The sequence below is a fragment of the Reyranella sp. genome (assembly GCF_044224635.1).
Lineage (GTDB): Bacteria > Pseudomonadota > Alphaproteobacteria > Reyranellales > Reyranellaceae > Reyranella.
This window is the reverse complement of record NZ_JBGAKA010000007.1, coordinates 67,471-88,884: the sequence shown is the minus strand read 5'-3', so window position 1 is coordinate 88,884 and position 21,414 is coordinate 67,471. Positions and strand designations below refer to the sequence as shown.

At 65.8% G+C, this 21,414-nt stretch carries 21 protein-coding genes; 10 read left to right on the top strand and 11 right to left on the bottom strand.

Features of this window, described 5'->3' with window-relative positions; translation table 11 throughout:
- Positions 1–1,236 (bottom strand): Rieske 2Fe-2S domain-containing protein, encoded by a 1,236-nt coding sequence (locus ACILR9_RS08975; RefSeq protein ID WP_395709568.1) that lies wholly within the window; start codon positions 1,234–1,236, stop codon positions 1–3.
- An 18-nt stretch (positions 1,237–1,254) separates the two neighbouring features.
- The gene (locus ACILR9_RS08970) at positions 1,255–2,244 is read right to left on the bottom strand and encodes an ABC transporter substrate-binding protein (RefSeq protein ID WP_395709567.1); all 990 of its coding nucleotides are present in this window, start codon (positions 2,242–2,244) and stop codon (positions 1,255–1,257) included.
- Positions 2,245–2,380: 136 nt separating this feature from the next.
- Here ACILR9_RS08970 and ACILR9_RS08965 point away from each other — a divergent pair, with 136 nt between their 5' ends.
- The 5 genes from ACILR9_RS08965 to ACILR9_RS08945 are packed head-to-tail and all read left to right on the top strand — an operon-like array spanning position 2,381 to position 8,429.
- Positions 2,381–2,857 carry a (2Fe-2S)-binding protein gene (locus tag ACILR9_RS08965; RefSeq protein WP_395709566.1) on the top strand — a complete coding sequence of 159 codons (477 nt, stop codon included), beginning with the start codon at positions 2,381–2,383 and terminating at the stop codon, positions 2,855–2,857.
- Entirely contained in the window at positions 2,854–6,198 is a 3,345-nt protein-coding gene (locus ACILR9_RS08960) for a molybdopterin cofactor-binding domain-containing protein (protein ID WP_395709565.1), read from the top strand. The genes ACILR9_RS08965 and ACILR9_RS08960 overlap by 4 nt, the downstream gene beginning before the upstream one ends.
- Positions 6,195–6,863, top strand: coding sequence for a GntR family transcriptional regulator (locus ACILR9_RS08955; protein ID WP_395709564.1), 669 nt, complete (start codon positions 6,195–6,197; stop codon positions 6,861–6,863). The genes ACILR9_RS08960 and ACILR9_RS08955 overlap by 4 nt, the downstream gene beginning before the upstream one ends.
- A 13-nt stretch (positions 6,864–6,876) precedes the next feature.
- Positions 6,877–7,647: an ABC transporter ATP-binding protein gene (locus tag ACILR9_RS08950; protein ID WP_395709563.1), complete on the top strand. Its 771-nt coding sequence runs from the start codon at positions 6,877–6,879 to the stop codon at positions 7,645–7,647.
- Positions 7,648–7,652: 5 nt separating this feature from the next.
- Positions 7,653–8,429: an ABC transporter permease gene (locus tag ACILR9_RS08945; RefSeq protein WP_395709562.1), complete on the top strand. Its 777-nt coding sequence runs from the start codon at positions 7,653–7,655 to the stop codon at positions 8,427–8,429.
- Positions 8,430–8,454: 25 nt separating this feature from the next.
- Here ACILR9_RS08945 and ACILR9_RS08940 read toward each other — a convergent pair whose 3' ends face one another.
- Both ACILR9_RS08940 and ACILR9_RS08935 read right to left on the bottom strand, forming a co-directional pair.
- A complete protein-coding gene (locus ACILR9_RS08940; RefSeq protein ID WP_395709561.1) occupies positions 8,455–9,417 on the bottom strand; it encodes an aldo/keto reductase in 963 nt (320 codons plus the stop codon).
- A 1-nt stretch (position 9,418) separates the two neighbouring features.
- Positions 9,419–9,736, bottom strand: a complete 318-nt coding sequence (locus tag ACILR9_RS08935) for a monooxygenase (RefSeq protein WP_395709560.1) — start codon at positions 9,734–9,736, stop codon at positions 9,419–9,421.
- 69 nt (positions 9,737–9,805) lie between these two features.
- On the opposite strand from ACILR9_RS08935, the gene ACILR9_RS08930 reads away from it, so the two are divergent.
- From ACILR9_RS08930 to ACILR9_RS08920, 3 genes are read left to right on the top strand one after another with little or no spacing between them, the layout of a single operon-like run.
- Positions 9,806–10,492, top strand: coding sequence for a haloacid dehalogenase type II (locus ACILR9_RS08930; RefSeq protein WP_395709559.1), 687 nt, complete (start codon positions 9,806–9,808; stop codon positions 10,490–10,492).
- Positions 10,492–11,493: a threonine/serine dehydratase gene (locus tag ACILR9_RS08925; protein WP_395709558.1), complete on the top strand. Its 1,002-nt coding sequence runs from the start codon at positions 10,492–10,494 to the stop codon at positions 11,491–11,493. The genes ACILR9_RS08930 and ACILR9_RS08925 overlap by 1 nt, the downstream gene beginning before the upstream one ends.
- Positions 11,490–12,611 carry an adenylate/guanylate cyclase domain-containing protein gene (locus tag ACILR9_RS08920; protein ID WP_395709557.1) on the top strand — a complete coding sequence of 374 codons (1,122 nt, stop codon included), beginning with the start codon at positions 11,490–11,492 and terminating at the stop codon, positions 12,609–12,611. Before ACILR9_RS08925 ends, ACILR9_RS08920 begins: the two co-directional genes overlap by 4 nt.
- Here ACILR9_RS08920 and ACILR9_RS08915 read toward each other — a convergent pair.
- The 6 genes from ACILR9_RS08915 to ACILR9_RS08890 form a co-directional block, all read right to left on the bottom strand.
- Positions 12,519–13,478 (bottom strand): branched-chain amino acid ABC transporter permease, encoded by a 960-nt coding sequence (locus ACILR9_RS08915; protein WP_395709556.1) that lies wholly within the window; start codon positions 13,476–13,478, stop codon positions 12,519–12,521. The two genes, ACILR9_RS08920 and ACILR9_RS08915, sit on opposite strands and share 93 nt — an antisense overlap.
- A gap of 10 nt (positions 13,479–13,488) precedes the next feature.
- Entirely contained in the window at positions 13,489–14,370 is an 882-nt protein-coding gene (locus ACILR9_RS08910; protein WP_395709555.1) for a branched-chain amino acid ABC transporter permease, read from the bottom strand.
- Positions 14,371–14,373: 3 nt separating this feature from the next.
- Entirely contained in the window at positions 14,374–15,078 is a 705-nt protein-coding gene (locus ACILR9_RS08905) for an ABC transporter ATP-binding protein (RefSeq protein ID WP_395709686.1), read from the bottom strand.
- Between the two features lie 16 nt (positions 15,079–15,094).
- Positions 15,095–15,853, bottom strand: a complete 759-nt coding sequence (locus tag ACILR9_RS08900; RefSeq protein ID WP_395709554.1) for an ABC transporter ATP-binding protein — start codon at positions 15,851–15,853, stop codon at positions 15,095–15,097.
- Between the two features lie 25 nt (positions 15,854–15,878).
- Entirely contained in the window at positions 15,879–17,189 is a 1,311-nt protein-coding gene (locus tag ACILR9_RS08895; protein WP_395709553.1) for an ABC transporter substrate-binding protein, read from the bottom strand.
- A 90-nt stretch (positions 17,190–17,279) separates the two neighbouring features.
- Positions 17,280–19,238, bottom strand: a complete 1,959-nt coding sequence (locus ACILR9_RS08890; RefSeq protein WP_395709552.1) for an alkyl/aryl-sulfatase — start codon at positions 19,236–19,238, stop codon at positions 17,280–17,282.
- Between the two features lie 63 nt (positions 19,239–19,301).
- On the opposite strand from ACILR9_RS08890, the gene ACILR9_RS08885 reads away from it, so the two are divergent.
- Both ACILR9_RS08885 and ACILR9_RS08880 read left to right on the top strand, forming a co-directional pair.
- Complete coding sequence (locus ACILR9_RS08885) at positions 19,302–19,541, top strand: MmcQ/YjbR family DNA-binding protein (protein WP_395709551.1); 240 nt, start codon at positions 19,302–19,304, stop codon at positions 19,539–19,541.
- A gap of 112 nt (positions 19,542–19,653) precedes the next feature.
- On the top strand, positions 19,654–19,998 hold the full coding sequence (locus ACILR9_RS08880; RefSeq protein ID WP_395709550.1) for a hypothetical protein: 345 nt from the start codon (positions 19,654–19,656) through the stop codon (positions 19,996–19,998).
- Positions 19,999–20,263: 265 nt separating this feature from the next.
- Here the strand turns inward: ACILR9_RS08880 and ACILR9_RS08875 are convergent, their stop codons facing one another.
- The gene (locus tag ACILR9_RS08875; RefSeq protein ID WP_395709549.1) at positions 20,264–21,238 is read right to left on the bottom strand and encodes a Bug family tripartite tricarboxylate transporter substrate binding protein; all 975 of its coding nucleotides are present in this window, start codon (positions 21,236–21,238) and stop codon (positions 20,264–20,266) included.
- Positions 21,239–21,414 lie beyond the last annotated feature (176 nt).

Here is a 21,414-nt window from a genome sequence, read left to right as displayed (position 1 = left end):
CTAGAGACCCATCAACGCGCGATAGCCGGTCCAGAATCCGCGCACGCTGCCTTCGGAGGCGCGCGATCCGGGAATCGGTTCGATGCCGTGGCCACCCATCTCGACGACCGCCGCCTTGTCGAGATCGCCGGCGATGCCGCGCTGCACCAAGCCACCGATCATCCCGTCTTCCATGGCGATAAGGCCGGCCGGGCCCATCATGTTGGACTGCTTGAGCCGGCCGTTCAGCTTGCGCTGGTCGTCGTCCTGGTAGCCGAAGGCAATCCAGCGCAGCTCCGATTCGTGCGTGCCTTTCGGCACGATCGTGCGCACCGCCAGGCAGTTGCGCAGCTGCTGGAGCACGAAGTTGGGGAAGATGGTCTGGATGGTCATCGACACACCATCGCCGAAGTCGTCCCAGGTGTCGGTCATCGACGTGTCGCGCAGCCCTTGGCCGTAGGCGGTGAGTTCGCCCGAGCGCAGTTCCTTGCTCTTGTAGACCGCATCGCCCTGGTCGGTGCTCATCTTGGAGTAGCTGATGTGCGACCAGCCGCGCGCGCCCATGACGATGCCGCCCTCCATGGTCAGGCGGTCCTGCTTCATGACGCCGTTGAAGGCGTGCAGGATCGAGGCGTGGTAGGGGTCCTTGACGTTCTCGATGTAGAGCTTCCAGTTGGACGGCAGTTTCTGGCTGTACTGTCCCAGAATGCGGATCGGCTTGCCGCACACCCGCTTGATGTTGGCGATCAGGTCGGCGCCGACATAGTCCTCGAAGGATGGGGTTTCGTCGTTGAGCGTGCCGAAGATCAGGCCGTTGATCGTATGCACGCGCAACCGCGCAAGCCCGTTCTCCTCTTTCTTGAACGTCGCGGCCATGCCGCCCTTGCCGGCGACGCCGCGTTCGAAGGCGGCCGAGATCATCTGGCCGTTCAGCCCGAAGCACCAGTTGTGATAGATGCAGAGGAAGCGGCTCACCTTGCCCGAGGGCGTGTAGGCGAGCGGCGTTCCTTTGTGCGAGCAGCGATTGACCAGCGCGTTCACCTTCCCGCTCGCCTCGCGCACAACGATGACCGGCGTGTCGCCGACCTGCGCCAGCACGTAGCAGCCGGTGTCGGGGATCTGCGCTTCGAGACCGAGGAAGTGCCAGATCGGTCCCTTGAAGATCGCACGTTGCTCGCGTTCGTAGACCTCGGGCGTCGAATAGACCGCGAAAGGAATGCGGCGGACGCCCTCCTCGGGCCAACGAACGTCTTGCATGATGAATGACCCTGTCGGCTACTGCTTGGGCACGAACTCGTTCGTATAGACCTCGCTCGCCTTCACGTCAGTCTTGAACTCGAAAGCCTGCTTCATGAACTTGAGCGTTGTTTCCCAATCCTCGGCGGCCATGTAGCCAAACGGTTTGCCCGCGGTGCTCTTCGTGTGAAGGTACGCTGGCGTCCGCTTGAGCTGCTCGAGCAGCAATTCCTTGTCGGCACCGGGACGTGCCGCGGCCAGTGCCTCGACGGCCGGTTCCGGATTCTTCAGGGCCTCGTCGAAACCCTTGGCAGTGGCGGCGAGAAAGCCTTTGAGAAGGGGCCCCTTCTCTGCTGCCGTCTTCTTGTGCACGAAGATGCCGCCGCCCAGCATGTTGACGCCATAGTCGGCATACCTGATTGGCGGCTCGATCGGCTTCTGGCGGGCGACGCGCAAAGCATCGGTGAATTCCCAGCCGATCATGAAGTCGATCTTGCCGGTCAGCAGCGAGGTGTGCACCACGGCGTGGCTTAGCTGGACCTTCTTCACCCTGGACTCGTCGATGCCAGCCGCCGCGGCGAAAGCCGGGAACAGCTTCGTCGAGTAGTCGTCCGGATTGTATCCCCAGGTCTTGCCCTCGACGTCCTTTGGCTTGGTGATGCCCGAGCCCTTCAGCGAGATGATGCCGTCGGGCATGGTCTCGATCATGCCGCCGATGGCAATCAACTGGCGCCCTTGCGACACGCCGAGCGACATGGTGGCGAGACTCGCGATGCCGATCGTATCGGCGCCCTCCGAGATCGCGGTCAGGGTCGACAGGCTGCCCTTGCCGTCGAAGATCTGCAGGTCGATGCCCTGCTCCTTGTAGTAGCCCTTGGCGAGCGCGAGGAAGTACGGGGCGTGGTAGCCCGACGGCGTCCAATCGAGCCTCAGCGTCGCCGCTTGTGTCTGGGCCATCGCCCGGCCTGACAATCCCACCCCGGCCGCAAGCCCGGCCCCGATCAGCATCCGTCTCCTGATTGCAGTCATTTCCAAAGCCTCCTGTTCAATTTTGCCCGCACCGACCGGCCCCATCCGATCTTGGCGTCATTTGGCATGGATTTGGAATGCAATTGGCATACCATGCCTTGGATTGCGTCGAGAGTCATCCGGAGAGCGAAAAATCGTGATTTTGAGGGTTAACGGAGCGCCGCAAGACCTGGACCTTCCCGTCGGGGCAACCTTGCTGTCCGCATTGCGGTCCGGCCTCGGCCTGAAGGGGGCAAAGGAAGCCTGCGGCCGCGGCGAATGCGGGGCCTGCACCGTCCTGGTCGACGGCGTGCCCGTGATGGCTTGTCTGACCCTGGCCGTGCGGGTGCGCGGCGAAGTGACAACGGTCGAAGGTCTGACCGAGGAGTTCCGTGACCTGCGCGAGGCGTTCGCCGACCTGGGCGGCTTCCAGTGCGGCTTCTGCACCTCGGGCCAGCTCGTGCGGGCGGCAGCGTTGCTGCGCGCCGGCCTTCCGGCGACCCGTACCGAGGCGGAGCCGCTCATCCGCTACGAAATGTCGGGCAATATCTGCCGCTGCACCGGCTACAACGGCATCATCGATGCGATCTGGGCTACGTCGGAGAAGCGGCGCACGGCACGGGAGGCGGCATGAGCCTCGCCGTGCTCGGTCGCAGCGTGCGCCCGCTCGATTGGGAGAAGATCACCTCGGGGCGCTTCGGCTATATCGGCGACGTCGCGCTAGAAGGCCTGCTGATCGGCCACATCCTGCGCTCGCCGCATGCCCATGCCCGCCTCATCTCGGTCGACACCAACCGGGCGCGCGGCATGCCGGGTGTCCACGCTGTCGTGACGGCAAACGATTTTCCCACCGGCGCACACTACGTGCACGACGGCGCGCGCGATCGCACGCCCTTCGCCGTCGACGTCGTACGCTTCGTCGGCCAGGAGGTTGCCGCCGTTGCCGCCGAGACCGTCGAGCAGGCGGAGGCAGCCCTCGCCTGCATCGACGTCGTCTACCAGCCGCTGCCGGCCGCCTTCACCATCGACAAGGCGCTGGAGCACGATGCCCCGACCTTGCACGAGCGACCGACAAGACTGCCCAATGTCGCCCTTGTGATGGAACGGCACTGGGGTGACATGGCGACGGCGCGCGCAGCCTCGCCGGCAGAGGTTCGCGGCCGCTACTGGTTTCCGCCGCAGACACATGTCTGCATGGAAACCAACGCCACGGTCGCCCACTGGCGGGATGGCAAGTTGCACCTGTGGACCGGCACGCAGGCTCCCTATTTCGTCGCCCGCGAAATGGCGGGCTTGCTGCAGCTCGACCAAAGCGACGTGATCCTGCACGAGATCGGGATCGGCGGCGCCTTCGGCAGCAAGTCGCGCATCGGCGAGCACGAGGCGATTACCGCCGTGCTGGCGCGCGAGGCCCGCCGTCCGGTTCGCATCGCGCTCACGCGAGGCGAGGAATTCGCCGTGACCAAGACGCGCCACGGCTGGCGCGTCGATCTCGCCCTGCATGCCGACCAGGCCGGCCTGGTGCGCGGCATCGAGAGCACGATCGAGGTCGACAACGGCGCCTATGTTCACTCGGGTTGGAGCGTGATGTCGTCCGGGCCGAAGGCGCTCGGAACGCTCTATCGCGCCGAGGCGGTGTCGGTCGACGCTCGGCTCATCGATACCTGCAAGCAGCCCGGTGGCCAGTTCCGCGGCTACGGCACGACGCAGGCAGTGTATGCCCTCGAATCGCTGATGGACGACCTGGCCGAGAAGCTCGGCATCGATCCGATAGACCTTCGACTGCGCAACGCCAACCTGCCGGCGACGCAAACGATCCAGGGCGCGCGCATCCAGACCGCGCGGCTCGCGGAATGCCTCGATGCCGTGCGAAAAGCGCTGGACTGGGACGCCAAGAAGCAGCAGCGCCGGCCCGGCCGCGGCTTGGGCGTCGCCTGCGGCTTCCATTCGTCGGGCACCTATGCCTTTCCCGGCTCCAATCGCAACGACAGCGTTATCGATCTCGATACCGACGGCAACGCACTCATCCGCTTCGGCGGCGCCGACACCGGAACCGGGCAGCGCACGATCCTGACGCAGATCGTTGCCCACAATCTCGGCCTGCCGCTCGAGCGCGTACGCATCATCTCGATCGAGAGCGACCAGACGCCCTACGACCTCGGGGCCTGGGGCACGCGCGGCACCTATTATTCGGGACACGCCGTCCTCAAGGCGTGCGAGGCGATCGTCGAGCGGCTGACCAGCGTCGCCACGCGCGTGCTGGGCAATCAGCCGATCCGCTTCGAGGATGGCCATGCCCTCGCCGACTCGGGTCGCTTACCGATCGGCGAGCTGGTCGCAATGCACCCCGAGACAGCCAACGGCGTGCTCAGCACCGAAGTCTCCTATGTCGACGAGACGGCGCAGCTGCTCGACGAGAATGGACAGGGCAATTTCTCCGCCACGTACTCGTTTGCCGCCCATGCGGCCGAGGTCGAGGTCGACCTCAAGACAGGCAAGCTGCGCATCGTCGACTACGCCGCCGCACACGACATCGGCACCGCGCTCAATCCGGTGATGGTGCACGGCCAGATCGCCGGCGGCGTCCAGATGGGTGGGGGCGCGGCGTTCGGCGAGGAAATGATCCACGAACGGGGCCGCGCGGTAAATCCCGCCCTGATCAATTACGCCATGATGCGCGCCGCCGACCTGCCACGCATTCGCACGATGCTGATCGAGGGTGGTGATCCCAAGGGGCCGCACGGCGCCAAGGGTATCGGCGAGCTCTGCAACACGCCGCCCTCGCCTGCCATCGCCAACGCCGTCTACGATGCAACCGGCGTGCGCATTGCCGAGTTGCCGATCACGCCGGACAAGATCGTGACGGCGCTCGAGATGAAGGCGGGCCGTAGACGCGATCATCGGCTGTGGCGGCGGCCGACACGCTGGTGGATCGCTTTCGTCCGCTGGCTCTATCCACTCGGTCTTCTCAAGCTGCTGCACGACAGGCAGCTGCGCCATGCCATGCCGACAACGTCGCAACCGATCAGGCGCGTCGACACGCCAACGACCGTCGCGGCCGCCGTTGCCTCACTGCAGAGCGGTGGTGTGCCGCTGGCCGGCGGCACCGACGTTCTGCCGGGTCGCCAGCAGGGCGTCGTCCACGGCACCCACTTCGCTTCGCTGATCGAGATTGCCGAGATGCAGGACGTGCGCGTCGAGCCGGACGGGACGGTGGCAATCGGCGCGGCAACGACCCTGGCGGCGCTGGCCAAGGCCTTGCCGATACTCGCGCCCACCATCGCCACCATCGCTTCGACCCAGATCCGCGCCATGGCGACGGTCGGCGGCAACCTGCTGCAGGGCAAGCGTTGCTGGTTTTATCGCAACGGCTTCAATTGCTACAAGCGCGCCGGGCTGGCGGCGCCCTGCTATGCCATCGCCGGCGACCATCGCTTTCATCATGCCGTCATCGGCGGCCATCGCTGTCAGGCGGTGACGCCTTCCGACCTCGCTGCGGCTCTCATCGCCCTCGATGCCGAGGTGACGGTCGCCGGTCGCTTCGGCCGCCGCACCCTGACCTTGGCGGCGCTCTATTGCGGACCGGGAGAGACCCAACTGGGTCCGGAAGAGGTGTTGGTGGAAGTGCGGATCCCCGCCACCGCCGCACGCCGCCGGCTCGGCTTCGAGAAGCTCGCCTTGTGGGAGGGCGATTTTGCCATTGCCTCTTGTGCGCTGTCCTATCGCGACGATGGCGATGGATCGTGGCGGGACCTGCGCATCGTGCTGGGAGGGCTTGCCCCGGTGCCATGGCGGGCAACCGCAGCCGAACGCGCGATCGAGGGCAAACGACCGACCGCTGACGCTCTCGGGCAGCTGGTGAACGCTGAGCTCGACCGCGCAGCGCACCCCTTGAAGCGCAACGGCTGGAAGCTTGCGGCCGCGGTCGGTCTGACGGAAAACGCGACGCAACGCCTTCTGGGGAGAATGGCATGAGCAACGCCGAGGCCTTCGCGCTCGACGACGACACCGGCCCCAGCTTGAGCAGCCTCGCTTACGAGAAGCTGCTCGGCCTGATGCTGTCCGGTGAATTGCCCGGCGGAACGCCGCTGCAGGAGCGCAGGCTGGCGCAGCGGCTCGGGGTCTCGCGTACCCCCATGCGCGAGGCGCTGACACGCCTGGAGAGCAAGGGCCTGGTCGAACGCAAGCTGAGCCGCTACCTGATCGTCCGCCAGCTCAGCATGCGCGAGTTCATCGAGGTCCTGAACGTGCGCAAGCTCCTGGAGAGCGAGGCGGCCGGCCTTGCCGCCCCGCGAGTTCCGCTGACCGAGATCGCCGCCGCGCGCAAGCTCATCACCGACTTGCAATCCGCGACCGAGGTCACCGTCGCCATGGATTGGGAAGCCGACGAGGCGATCCACAGCCTGATCGCCCGCCATTCCGGCAACGCGATCCTGGCCGAGACAGCACGGGAATTGCGGCAGCGGACGCACATGTTCGAGACCCGCCGCGTGCCCAATCGGCTGCACGACAGTTGTGCGGAGCATCTGGCCCTGTTGCAGGCGCTCGAGGAGCGCAACCCCCAGCGCGCCCGGCAGCTGATCGAAGGGCATCTCGAAAACGTGAAGAGGCATACCATCGATAAGTTGACGAGCGCATAGGGACCAGCTCGCCATGTTCATCACGATCGAAAAAGTCTCCAAGACCTACGAGACGCGCAACGGCCCCATCCGCGCGCTCGACACGGTCGATCTGGAGATCCGCGAGAACGAGTTCGTCTCGATCGTCGGCCCGAGCGGCTGCGGCAAGAGCACGTTGATGATGCTGCTGGCCGGCCTGGTGCCGCGTTCGACGGGCAGCATCACGATCGGGGGCAAGCGGGTCGAGGCGCCCTACACCGATATCGGCATCGTCTTCCAGCAGGACGTCCTGCTGGAATGGCGCAGCATCCTGCAAAACGTGATGATCCAGGCCGAGCTGCGACGGCTCGATCGCAAGAAGCTCGAAGCGCGCGCCCGGCATCTCGTCGAGCTGGTCGGCCTCAAAGGGTTTGAAGGCATGTACCCGCACGAGCTGTCCGGCGGGATGCGCCAGCGCGCCTCGATCTGCCGCGCATTGCTGCACAGTCCGCCGTTGCTGCTGATGGACGAGCCGTTCGGCGCGCTCGATGCCCTGACCCGCGATCAGCTGAATATCGACCTGCTGCGCTTCTGGCAGCAGAGCCCGACGACCGTCCTGTTCATCACTCATTCGGTGAGCGAGGCGGTGTTCCTGAGCGATCGCGTCGTCATCATGTCGCCGCGGCCCGGTCGCATCGAGGAGATCGTCGACATCGAGCTGCCGCGACCGCGCCGCATCGCCATGCGCGAGACGCCGCGCTTCCTCGACTACAGCCGTCGTATCGGCCGCGTCTTCGAATCGATCGGCATCCTGCGCGAGGAATGACGTTGATGAAATCGCTGCGCCGCTTCGAGGCGCCCTGGGCACTGATCAGCGGCTTCGCCTTTTTCCTCGCCTGGCAGGTCGCCGTCGAGGCCTTCGAGGTCCCCGCCTACCTGCTGCCCACGCCGACCGCCATCGTGCTCGACATGGTCAAGCATTGGCGGCTGCTCAGCGAGCATGCGCTGATCACGCTGTGGGAGATCGGGCTGGGCTTCGTCGTGTCGATCCTCATCGCCATGCCGCTCGCGGTGATGTTCACCTACTCGCGGATTTTCGAGAAGCTCTTCTATCCCCTGATCGTCGGCACGCAGACCATCCCCAAGGTCGCCGTGGCACCATTGTTCCTGGTGTGGTTCGGCTTCGGTCTCACGCCGAAGGTCATCATCGTGACCCTGATGACGTTCTTTCCGATCGTCATCAATGCGGTAGTTGGCCTGAAGTCGCTCAACTTCCAGACAGTGTACCTTGCGCAGTCGATGGGCGCCGGCCCGTGGCAGGTGTTCTGGCATTTCCGGCTGCCCAATGCCCTGCCCAGCATCTTCGCCGGCCTGAAGGTCGCGTGCGTCCTTGCCGTGATCGGCGCCATCGTCGCCGAGTTCGTCGGCGCCGACAGTGGCCTCGGCTACCTGATCGTCGTCGCCGCAACCGACCAGAACGTGACTCGCCAGTTCGCAGCCATCGCCTACCTGTCGGTCATCGGCATCCTGTTCTTCTGGGCCGTGGGCTACCTCGAGAGGCTGCTGCTGCCCTGGCACGCCTCGGTCCGGCGCGATGAGGAAGGATAGGGGTCACTGCTGGGAGGAAGGTGAGCTAGCCTATGCGCTTCAGCACGGCTTCCGGCAGCGGGCCCTTGTTCACCGCAGCGATCGCCGCCTCCAGATGATCGAGGGTCGAGTAGCCGACCAGCATGGTCGACACCGCGGGGTGGGCGATCACGAAGCGTTCGGCGAGCTCGGTGAGGTCGCCCGAGCCGCTTTCGCGGACCAGCGGATCGAGCTCCTTGGCGCGCGCGACATCGGCGCTAAAGCTCGGGGCAGAGCCGATCGGGTCGACCGACTGCATGGCCAGCGGATGGCGATCAATGGTGCCCGACAAGGCGCCGCCGGCCAGCGCGCGGATGATGATCGTGCCCATGTCGGCCGCCTTCACCTTGTCGAACAGGCGGCCATAATCCTGCCCCGGCGCACCCTGGGGCAGGGCGCTGCCGGCGCTGGGGTTAAGGGCGTTGTAGACGACCTGGATGGTGTCGAAGAGCTTCGAATCGATGGCGCGATGCAGCGCCGTCGTCTCGCCGACGCCGCTGAAACCGATGAAGCGTGTCTTGCCGTCCTTCCGAAGCTTCTCGAGCGCCGGCGCGACCTCGTTGAGCGCGAGGTCGATCGAGAGCTTGTCGCCGCCGTCCGTGGCAACCAGAGGATTGTGCAGCTGGAACAGGTCGACATGGTCGCGTCCCATGCGGCGCAGGCTGTCCTCCATGCCCTGGACAATGCCCTTGCCGATATCGGCGCGATGCTCGGTGCCGAGCCTGACCTTGGTGCCGACCACGACATCGGCCTTGAGCGCCTTCAGCACGCGGCCGAGATTGCGCTCGGATTCGCCGTTGCCGTAGAGCGCCGCGGTGTCGAAATAGTTGATGCCAGCCTCTATGGCGCGCGCCGCGGCGCGCTCCTGATCTTCCGGCCGTCCCTTGGTGAACAGCCCGCCGACGGCGCCGGCGCCGTAGCCCAGCACCGAGACATTCAGGCCCGTGCGGCCCAACCTGCGCTTTTCCATGTCAACCCTCGCCTTCGATCCTCACCTTGTGGCTTTCATTGTCGACCACGACATGGTTGTCGTAATAGGTCACGGTCGGCTTGGCGCCGAACGCGGCTTCCATGCGTTTCTCCCAATCCGGCGTGTACCAGGCGCGCGCCGCAGCTTCGGATTCCCAGAGGTACACACCGCCGCCACCGGCGTCGCCGTTCAGATAGTACTTGCGCACCAGGCCCTTGGCGCCGAGCGCGGTGTAGGTCGGCGCCGACTTGCGCGCCGCCGCGACGGCGTCCGTGCGGGCGCGCTTGGTCATCGGGATTTGAACGATGGCAATGAACATGCTTGTTAGCCTACGGTCATCGCCCGCCTCGAGCAAATCTGGCGGGAGCAAACCCATCGGGAGCAATTCATGAGCGGAGCCCTCGCCGGAATCGAGCTCTGCGTGTTCGATGCCTACGGCACGCTGTTCGATTTCAACTCGGCGGTTGCCCGTCATCGTACCGTCATCGGTCCAAGCGCCGATACCTTGTCCGACCTGTGGCGCAGCAAGCAGATCCAGTACACTTGGCTGCGCAACGGCATGGGTGCTTACGCTGAATTCTGGCAAGTGACAGGCGAGGCGCTCGACCACTGCCTCGCCGTGCATGGCATCACCGACCCGAGCGTGCGTCAGACGCTGATGGGAGCCTACCTGGCGCTCGACCCGTTCCCCGAGGTGCAGGCAATGCTCGAGAGCCTGCGGCGCGCCGGCAAGCGGCTCGCCATCCTGTCCAACGGCAATCCCGCGATGCTGGCACCGATGGTGGCCGCTTGCGGCCTTGCCGATCGTTTCGAGGCGGTGCTGAGCGTCGACGAGGTGAGCGTGTTCAAGCCGGACCCCAAGGTCTATCGCCTCGTCGAGGCGCGCTGCGGTGTGAAGCCCGATCGCGTCTGCTTCCTGTCGTCCAATTGCTGGGATGCGCACGGCGCGGCGCATTTCGGCTTCCAGACCGTGTGGGTCAATCGCGCCCGTGCGCCAGACGACGGCCTGCCCGGAAGGCTTTCCGGCCAGATCGAGGATCTCTCCTTTCTTCCTGCCCTGCTCGGTGTTTCCTGATGATCTCGTCCCAGTCTGCCGCAACGCCAACCCTGGCCGACGTGCAAGCGGCCGCTCGCCGCCTCGACGGCATCGCCCTGCGCACGCCGCTCCTCGAGAACGCGCGCGTCAATGCTCTGTTGGGCGGGCGCCTGTTCCTCAAGGCCGAATGCCTGCAGCGTACCGGCTCGTTCAAGCTGCGCGGCGCCTACAATTTCCTGAGCCAGATGAGCGCAGAGGAGCGCGCCAGGGGCGCCGTCGGCTGGTCGTCCGGCAACCATGCCCAGGGGCTCGCCGAAGCCGCGCGCCTCATGAAGATGAAGGCCACCATCGTCATGCCGGCCGATGCGCCGGCGCTCAAGGTCGCCAACACGCGCGCCTCCGGCGCCGAAATCGTGCTCTATGACCGCGTGAAGGACAGTCGCGAGACGATCGGCACCGACATCGCCCGCAAGACCGGCGCCACCATCGTGCCGCCCTACGATCATCCGTGGATCCTGACCGGCCAGGGCACGGCGGGCCTCGAGATCGTCGAGCAGGCACGCGACGCCGGCGTGACGCTCGATGCCGTGGCGGCCCCGTGCTCGGGCGGCGGGCTGTCGACGGGGATCGCGCTCGCGGTCAAGGGACTGAGCCCCACGACCAGCGTCCATGCCGGCGAGCCGGCCGGCTTCGACGACCTGGCGCGCTCGCTGGCGGCGGGAGCCAGGCAGACCAACGCCAGGCTCTCGGGCTCGATCTGCGATGCATTGCTGGCGCCGACCCCGGGTGACGTCACCTTCCCGTTGGCGCAACGGCTGCTTGGCCCCGGCCTGGTCGTCAGCGACGACGAGGTGCTCGACGCCATGGAGCTTGCCTTCCGCGAGTTCAAGCTGGTGCTCGAGCCGGGCGGCGCGGTTGCCCTGGCGGCGGCGCTCACCAGCAAGCTGCCGGTGAAGGGACGCGCCATCGCTGTCGTCTGCTCAGGCGGCAATGTCGACCATACGACCTTCGTGCGGGCGCTCGGTCGGCGCGCCGCATGAAGCTCACACGCCGCGGGCGTCGCGAATGGCGGATCGTGCTGTGGATCGGCATGGCCAGCGCCGTGATCAGCGGCTATTTCGGCCTCGCCATTGCGCCGGACGACGAGCACCCCGTGCGCGCGATCCTGCTGGGTGTGCTGACCTCGCTGCTGATTGCCACGCCGATCAGCATCGTCGAGGCGCGGCGCGCGCGTGGCGGCCCTCTGCGTCGGCTGCGCCGTCTGCCGCTCGCGCTCTACTTCGCGATCAAGGTCGTCTTCTATCTCCTCGTGATCGTCTTCGGCCTGCTCATGTCGCGCTGGATCGCGGCGTGGACTGCAGATCGAGAGATCAGCCTCGACGCGGTCTTCGGCAGCTCGCTGGTCTTTGCCGTGGCAATGTCCCTGGTTGGCAACCTGATCGTCGAGATAGGTGGGCTGTTGGGTTTCGCCACGCTCGAGAACCTACTGACCGGGCGCTACGTCCAGCCGCGGCGCGAGCAGCGCGTGTTCCTGCTGATCGATATGCGCAATTCGACCGGCCTGGCCGAGCGGCTCGGACCGATCCGCTTCCACGAGCTGTTGAACTGGTTCCTCCGCGATATCTCCGACGCTGCGTTGGAGTGCGACGCCGAGATCCACAAGTATGTCGGCGACGAGGCGATCCTGACCTGGCCGGTCGATCGTGCGCTGGCCGACGGCGCCTGTCTTGCCTGCCCGTTCATCGTCCGGGATATCATCGCGGGCAACCGTGAGCAGTACCGGGCGCGCTTCGGCGTCGTGCCGACGTTTCGCGCCGCCCTGCACTGCGGCGAGATCGTCGCCGGCGAAATAGGCGACGTGCGTCGCGAGATCGCCTATGTCGGCGACACCCTGAATACGACAGCGCGGCTGCTCGACGCGACCAAGGCCATGGGCCGAGACGTCCTGGTGTCGGCCGATCTGTTGCAGCAGACTCGTTTGCCGGCCGATTTGCGTGCCGAGCCCTTGCCGACACTCGAGGTGCGTGGCCGCAGCGCGCCACTCGGCATTGCCGCGCTGCGGAGATCAGCGCCGGGCGGTGAAGCGCTCGATCAGGCTGCCCAGGACGCCCTTCGGCAGGAAGATGATGAACAGCACCAGCAGCACACCGTAGACTAGATTATCCCAGCCGACGGCCTTGGTGCCGAAGCCGATGCGCAGGCCTTCGGCCAGCGCAATGGTGATGATGGCGCCGACGGTCGGCCCCAAAGCGACATAGATGCCGCCGACCACGACGGCGAATACCATCTGCAAGGACACTGCGATGCCGCTCACCGTGTCGGGCGAGATGAACATCTGGTACTGGCAGTAGAGCGCGCCGGCCAGCGCGGTCATGAGAGCGCTGATGACGGTGATGCGAAGCTTCTCGAAGGTGACGTTGACGCCGGCCGCGGCGGCGGCGTCCTCGTCCTCCGAGATCGCCTCCAGCGCGTAGCGTGCCATGCTGCGGTCGACCAGGTGCCAGATCACCAGGCCGGCCGCCCAGACACCGAGCGCGATCAGGTACCAGGTCGTCTTGTCGTCGAATTGCAGGGCCAGGATGTGGTTACCCTTGGTGCGCTCGGGGGTGTAGCCGAGCGACCCGCCGGTGTAGTCGCGTGTCGCCGTGATGACCTGCAGCACGATGCCCGACAGGGCAAGCGTCACCAGCACGAAGTAATGGCCGGTGATGCGGAAGCGAAAGCACGGATAGGCGACGACCAGCGCCAGCGCGCCGGCGCAGACGAGCGCGATCGGGATGCCGATCCACGGCGTGACACCGAGATGGTTCCACATCAGCGCCGTGACATAGGCGCCGATGCCCATGAAGCCGCCATGCCCCAGCGAGACCAGACCGAAGCGCCCCATCATCGACCACGACGTGTAGGCGAACGACCAGATCAGGATCAGGATGATGATGTGCAGCGGATAGGGGTCGCGATAGACGAACGGCAGCGCAATCAGCGCCAGGCCGAGAACCGCGTAGACGATCGTGCGCTGGTTCACGGGACCCTCTTCACTGGCGCCTCGCCAGCAGGCCGGCCGGGCGGATGAACATCATCAGGATGAAGAAGGCGAAGGCCAGCACGTAGCCCCATTCGAGATCGGAGAACAGGCCGCCCAGGGAGATGATCTGGGCGAACAGGAAGGAGGCGGCGAAGCCGCCGACGAAATTGCCCAGCCCACCCAGCACGCAGATCAGGAAGGTGATCGGGCCGAACGACAGGCCGACGAAGGGATGGACGTCGTACTGCAGCACCAGCAGGCAGGCCGCGAGGCCGGCCAGGGCGCCGCCCAGCGCCGAGGTGATGAGATAGATGCGCCGCGTGTCGACGCCCATCAGGGCCATGATCTGGCGGTCCTGGGCGATGGCGCGGATGGCGGTGCCGACATAGGTCCGCTTCATGAAGAGGTAGACCACGATCATGCCGATGGCGGCGGCGCCGAAGGCGAGGAGGCGCGAGTAGCTGAAGTGCATCTCGCCGAACGCCAGCACCGGCAGGCGGATGCCGAGGTTGCGGAAGTCGATGCCGAACGCCACGGTGGCGAAGCTCTGCAGGACGAACAGCACGCCGCCGGTGGCAAGCAGCTGGTTGATCGGCGGCCCCGACAGCAACGGCTCGATCACCAGAAAATGCAGCAGCGCGCCCAGGACCGCCACAAGCGCGATCGCCACGGGTGCCGCAAGGTAATACGACACGCCGTAGTACTGGACGAGCCAGTACATGCCGTACATGCCGATCATCACCAGCTCGGCGTAGCAGATCCAGGTGACGTCGATGACGCCGAAGATGAGGTTGAGACCGAGCGCCAGCAGCGCCAGCAAGCCGCCCAGCAGGATGCCGTTGATCATCGCCTCGATGAGGTAGATGTCGAAGAGCTCGAGGAATGAGTCCATTAGTCAAACACCAAGATAGGCCTGCTTGATGGTGTCGCTTGCCATCATCTCGGCGGCGGTTCCCGTGGCGCGGATGGTGCCGGCCTCGAGCAGGTAGGCGCGGTCAACGACGCGCAGCACCTGCTGGACGTTCTGCTCGACGATCAGCACCGTCAGCCCGCCCGCGCGGATGCGCTTGACCAGCTCGAACACCTGCTGCACGACTACAGGTGCCAGACCAGCCGAGGGCTCGTCGAGCAGCAGCAGCTTGGGATCGCTCATCAGGGCGCGACCGATCGCGCACATCTGCTGCTCGCCGCCCGACATCGTGCCGGCGAGCTGACTGCGCCGCTCCTTGAGGCGGGGGAACAAAGTGAACACCACCTCGAGGCGCTCGGCGAACTTGCGCCGTGCTTCGGGGATGAACGCCCCCATCTTGAGATTGTCCTCGACGGTCAGCCGCGGAAACAGCCGCCGGTTCTCGGGAACATGGGCGATGCCGAGGCTGACGATGCGATGGGCCGCGGTCGCGACCACGTCGGTCCCTTCCATGGCGATGCTGCCCCGGGTCGGCCGGATCAGGCCCGAGATAACCCGCATCAGGGTGGTCTTGCCGGCGCCGTTGGGGCCGATCACGCCGACCGCCTCGCCCGCCCTGACGTCGAGGCTGACACCGAACAGCGCCTGGAAGCTGCCGTAGCCGGCATCGACCTTGTCGAGCGCGAGCATGGTTGTGTCGGCCATGTCAGCGCCGCCGCTCGGCCGCGGCCGCTTCCTGGGTCGCCTGGGCGTCGGTGCCGAGATAAACCTCGATCACCCGCGGATCGTTGGACACTGCGCTCGGCAAGCCCTCGCTGATCTTCTCGCCGTGATCGAGCACCATGACGCGGTCGACCACGCGCATCAGCACGCCCATGATGTGCTCGACCCAGATGATGGTGATGCCGAGCTCGTCGCGGATCTTGCGCAGCATGTCGGCCGCCTGGTCCATCTCGGCCTCGTCCAGCCCCCCCAGGCTCTCGTCCGCCAGCAGCAGCTTGGGGCTCGTGGCGAGTGCCTTGGCAAGCTCGAGCTTCTTCAGGCCTGCGGCTCCCAGACCATCGACCGGCGCGGCGCGATCCGTCGGCAGGCCGACCATCGCAAGCGCGCGCGCGGCCGCTTCGTCGGCCTTTGCGCGACTGTGGCTGCCCTGCCCGTAAAAGCCTGCCAGCGCCACGTTCTCGAAGATCGTGAGGCGGCGGAACGGGCGCGGAATCTGGAAAGTACGCCCGATACCGCGATTGATGATGCGATGCGGCGCGAGGCCGGAGATTTGCCGCCCTTCGAAGGTGATCGAACCGGCCGTCGGCGGAAACGTGCCCGACAGCATGTTGAAGATCGTGCTCTTGCCCGATCCATTGGGGCCAATCAGTCCGAGAATCTCGCCCTGATCGACCTTGAAGGACACGTTGCTGACGGCCGTAAAGCCGCCGAAACGCTTGACCAACCCTTCGACGACGAGCACCGCGGCGACTTTCCTGGCCGTTCGCCTACTTGTTGCTGTAGGTCGTGCCCGCCGGCAGCGGCAGCACGGCCTCGCGCTGCGCCTGGCTCTTCGGCCATACCACGTACGACTTGTCGTCGACGTACTGGATGATCACCGGGAAGCCGCGGTCGTTCTGGCCGGCCATCGGCTGGCCCTCGCCCTCGAACTTGACGCCGAAGCCCAGCATCGTGCCGCCTTCGGGAAGGTCGGTGTCGAGGGCTGCCTTGCGCAACGCCTCCGAATCGATGCCGCCGTACTTTTTGATGGCGCGCGGCAGCACGTCGGTCAGGAACAGATAGGTGTTGGACGCAGCCATGCCGACATGGGCCGAGCGGATGGCAACGCCGGGCTTCACCTTGTCGAACTCCTCGCCGACATACTTGATCTCGGGCGGCAGCTTGGGGTCGAGCGAGCTCTGATTGGTGAGCCAGATCGAGATCGGATCGGTGTTGAAGAAGTAGTTGACGTCAGTGCCGAGGCCTTCCTTCAGCTTCTCGTACACGCCGTAGCCCGCGCCATGGCCGACCAGGGCCTGGAACTTCAACCCCTGCTCGCGCGCCTGACGCAGCAGCAAGGTGATGTCCGGGTTGTAGCCGGTATGGAAGACCACGTCCGGCCGGGCCCGCTTGAGCTTGGTCACCAGCGCCGACAGGTCGGGCGCGGTGGCCGAATAGCCTTCCTTGAGCACGACGTTGAAGCCCGCCTTCTTGGCGCCGGCCTCGTTGCCCTTGGAGACATCGACGCCGTAGGCGCCGTCCTCGTGGATGATGGCAACGCGCAGATCCTTGGGCTCCTTGCCGAGCTTTGCCTTGGCGTTCTGGTTGATGAAATCCATCGTCATCAGGCCGAACTGCTGGCCGCTCGGCTGGGCGCGGAAGACGTACTTGAGATTACGGTTCTCGAGCACGGCGGAAGAGATGCAGGTGGTGATCCACATGAACTTCTTCAGCTGCTCGACGCGGGCGGCCACCGGCACGCACTGCGCCGACGAATAGAAGCCCAGCAGCATGTCGACCTTCTCCTGCTCGACCAGGCGTACCGCCTCGTTGATGGCGACGTCGGGCTTGCTTTGGGCGTCGGCGTAGACCGCCTCGATCTTGTAACCCTCGACGCCGGTCTTGGCGAACTGGTCGAGCACGATCTTGGCGCCGATGTACTGCAGCTCCGAGCCGCCGCCGGCCAACGGGCCGGTGAGGTCGTAGACGACGCCGATCTTGAGCTTCTTCTCCTGGGCTTGGGCCGAAACCGCCAAGCCCAGGGCCGCAGCGACAGCGACCACGCCGCCCACCAGACGGGTGAACCTTCCCTTGGACATCAACTCCTCCCTTGAGTGCACCAGACGCTGAAGCGTCTTTTGTTGTCCGCCATCACACGGGCGCCACAGCCGGATGTCAAGGGTTGCGCCTCAGCTCCGCCCCTCGCCCGGCGTCAGAATATCGAACATCATGCGGATCTGTTGATCGAGCATGCCGAACAGCATCGCTAGCCGCGAGGGATCGCCCTCGATCTTCAGCGCACCGGACATCAGCGCCTCGGGCGGCGCCAGGCGCTGCAGGATGATGGAATCGAGCGTCTGCCGCGTGGTCGTGATCGATGTTGCGGCCGCGGCAGACCACTCGTTCATGCGGTGCGTCAGGGTCGAATGCTTGAGCGTCAGCACGAGCTTCTCGGCCCGGTCGGTGAAGTGCCAGTTGAGCGTCATCGATTGGCCGGCCGCCTTGGCCGGGTCGAGCCGGATGGCGAGGAGATCGAAGAAGACGTCGGTGCTGAGACCGGCGAGGATGTCGGCGCCCATCGCCGGTCCGCGCGCCGGCACCTGGAACACGCCGTGGCGCAGCTCCTGGGCGCCGTAGAGGAAGGCATTGCGCCACGTCGCCGATTCGGCCTGATAGCCCATCTGCTCCAGCGCGTCGGCGCACAGCGTGCGCGCCTCGATGTTGTCGGGCTCGGCATAGACCACCTCCTTCATGACCTGCGCCACCCAGCGATACTCGCCCTCGGCGAAGTCGGCCCTTGCGCGCGCGATCACCGCGGCCGCTCCGCCCATGTATTCGACGAACTTTCGGGCGGCCGGCGCCGGCGGCAGCGGATGGAGGTTGCACGGATTGGCGTCGTACCAGCTGAGATAGCGCTGGTAGACCGCCTTCACGTTATGGTTGACCGAGCCGTAATAGCCGCGCGCAGACCAGCGTTCGGCGAGGCCCGGCGGCAGGTCGATCGCCTCGGCGATCTCGGCCGGCCGCCAGCCCTTGTTCATCAACCGCAATGTCTGGTCGTGAATGTGCTTGTAGAGATCGCGCTGCGCCTCGAGGTGGTCGAGGATCGCCTCCCTGCCCCAGGTCGGCCAATGGTGCTGACCGATCAGGATGTCGGTGTCGGCGCCGTAGAGGGCGATGGCGTCGCCGATGTACTTCGCCCAGATCCGCGGATCGCGCGCCACGGCGCCGCGCAGCGGGATGAAATTGTGCAGCAGCGGGCAGGCGTTCTCCGCCATGTTGAGCACCCGAAGCTCGGGATAGAACATGTGCATCTCGGCCGGCGCCTCGGTCTCCGGCGCGAGCTGGAAGACGATGCGGATGCCGTCGATCGCATGCTCCTCGACCGGCCGGACGATGCTGAGCGTGGGCGCGATCAGCCCGACCGTGCCGCGGGCCACTCCCTTGCCCAGGCCGGCATCGACCTGTCCGCGCGGGCCGCGCGGCAGCATGGAGCCGAACTGGAACTGCGCCCGCCGCGCCATCGGCATGCCGGCGAGCACGTTCTCGCCCGACACCGCCTCCATGAAGCCATCGGGCGCAATGACCTGGACCTTGCCTGCCTTGACGTCGGCGTCGTCGACGACTCCGCGCACGCCGCCGTAATGATCGACGTGGCTGTGCGTATAGATCACGGCCACGACCGGCTTGTCCGCACAGTGCACCCGGTAGTGCGCCAGCGCGGCCCGCGCGACCTCGGCAGTCGTCAGCGGATCGATGACGATCAGGCCGCTGTCGCCTTCGATCACCGTCATGTTGGAGATGTCGAAGCCGCGCAGCTGGTAGAGGCGGTCGGTGACCTTGAACAGGCCGTTGGCGAGGTTCAGCCGCGCCAGGCGCCACAGGCTGGGATTGACCGTGGCCGGTGCCAGCTCACCATCGATGAAGGCGTATTCGCCGAGGTTCCACAGGACGGTGCCGCTGCCCGTGCGCACCAGGCCCTCGGGCACCGGCGCGATCAGGCCGCGCCGGGCCGCCTCGAAATCCGCCGTCTCGCCGAACGGCAGCCGGGCGGCCATCGCCGCATTGGCGGCCCGCGTCGCGGGCTCGGCGTCGCGCGCAACGTCGAGATGCGATGCCGGAACCGGAACGGCCGAAGCGGTTGCCATTTCTCTCTTCCCCCAATTCGCGCTTCCACCACGCGGCGCGACGGCGCACTTTGCGGGCCAGCCATGGCCAAGCGCAAGCTCTCCCTGCCCGCCATCCGGCGAACGGTCGCCGCCTTGCCCGGCGTCGAGGAGGGCACGTCCTACGGCACGCCGGCGTGGCGCTGCCGCGGCAAGCTGCTGGCCCGCCTGCACCAGGATGGCACGTCGATCGTGCTCAAAGTCGGCAACGCCACACGCGATCACCTGCTGCAGGCCGATCCCGAGACGTTCTTCGTCACGGATCAGGAAGCCGCTCAGGATTGAGCGGCGCCCGGCCTGTCGTTAAAATGGCGGGCGCAAGCGGAGCGTCCCGGATCGCAGAGGCCGGATCAGAGAGAGACGCCGCTCAGCGGTGCGTAGCACGGGAGGGTATTCGATGCGCTACATGACGATTGCTGGAGTGCTCGGAATGCTTGCCACCCAAGCTCAGGCAGAGAGCAAGACATACCGCACGGTGCTAATCCCGGAGAAGTCGGTGCAGGCCTGCTCCGGATGGGGCCAAACCTACACGGTGGACATTTCTAACGGCGTGCTGACACTTGGCGTCAATTATGCCCGGAGGCTGTTTTCCGAGCCTGTCACAAGCGACGGCAAGATTACTACAAGCTACAAGGACCCCTCTGGGGGAATTTTGAAGTTCATCGGCCATGGCGCTGGTGAGTACGAACTCATCGCCCCACTCACCCCCTGCTATTATCGATTTGTGCCCAGGGAGGGATAGCCGCCTTGGAACAGCTAGCGTGAGACGTACGACCGGCTAAGTCCGGCACACCCCGCCGCCAAACTGTACCACTGCACGAAAGGTCCCTCGCTACGCTCGGGCAACCATTTTACCTCATACTGAGGAGCCGCACGGAGCGTGGCGTCTCGAAGCATGGGCAACACAGATCGTCCTTGGTGCCCATCCTTCGAGACGCGCCCTTCGGGCGCTCCTCAGGATGAGGTCTTTACTGTTCAACCGAGGCAAGAGGCTTTGCCTGCACTCCCTACCCCTCGACCTTGATGTCGTTGTCCTTCACCACCTTGGTCCAGCGCGCGGTCTCGAACTTGAGCTTCTCAAGATACACTTCGGGTGTGCTGCCGGTGGTGAAGAAGCCGAGGTCGGCGAACTTGCGCTTTACCTCGGCGTCGCTGATCACTTGATGAACCAGGCCGTTCAGGCGATCGACGATCGGGCGCGGCACGCCGGCCGGCGCGACGACGCCGTAGAACACCGCGCTCACCATGTCGGGCATGCCGAGCTCGACCACCGTCGGCACGTCGGGGCAGACCGTCGACCGTTCGGCCGAGGCGACTACCAGGCCCTTCATGCGGCCGGCCTTGACGTGGTTGCCGGTCGGCAACACGACGTCACAGAGCATCGGCACGTGGCCCGCGAGCACGTCGCGGATCGCGTCGGCCGCGCCCTTGTAGGCGACGACTTCCATGTTGAGCCTGTTGCGGGTCTTGAACAGCTCCATCCACAAATGCGGCTGGTTGCCGATGCCCGACGTCGCGAAGCGCACCCTTTGCGGCTGCTTGTTCACCCACTCGGCGAACTCGGCGTAGGTCCGTACCGGCAGGTCGTTGTTGAGAGCGATGATGTCGGGGATGTCGGCCAGGGTCGAGATCGGCTGGAAGTCCTTGAGCGGATCGTAGGGCTGCTTGAGGCCGAGTGCTGCGTTGGTCGCCAGCGTGGTCGTCCCGAGCAACAGCGTCTGGCCGTCGGGCCTGGACTTGGCCACCAGCTCCATGCCGATGATGGTGTTGCCGCCGCCGCGGTTCTCGACAATCACCTGCTGCCCAAGCAGCGCCGTCAGCTTCTCGGCAACGATGCGGCCGGCGGTGTCGGTGGCACCACCTGGAATATAGGGCACCACGATCTTGACCGGACCGTTCGGCCAGGCCTGCGCGCGCGCCGCGGATGCGCCGACGATGGTCCAACCGGCAGCCGCCGCAAGCGCACTACGTCTCTTCAGCATCGTTCCCTCGCCTCTCTTCACCAGACTATTGTCTTGACATGGATTCAGAGGATAGCGCACTTCTCGACGTCATGACGAACCTCCGGTTGGACATTCGACGCCGCCGCCGCGCCAATGGAAAAGCGCGAATGCGATGACGCATGCTGCGTCCGACCGCAAGCCGCGCCCCCGAGCGC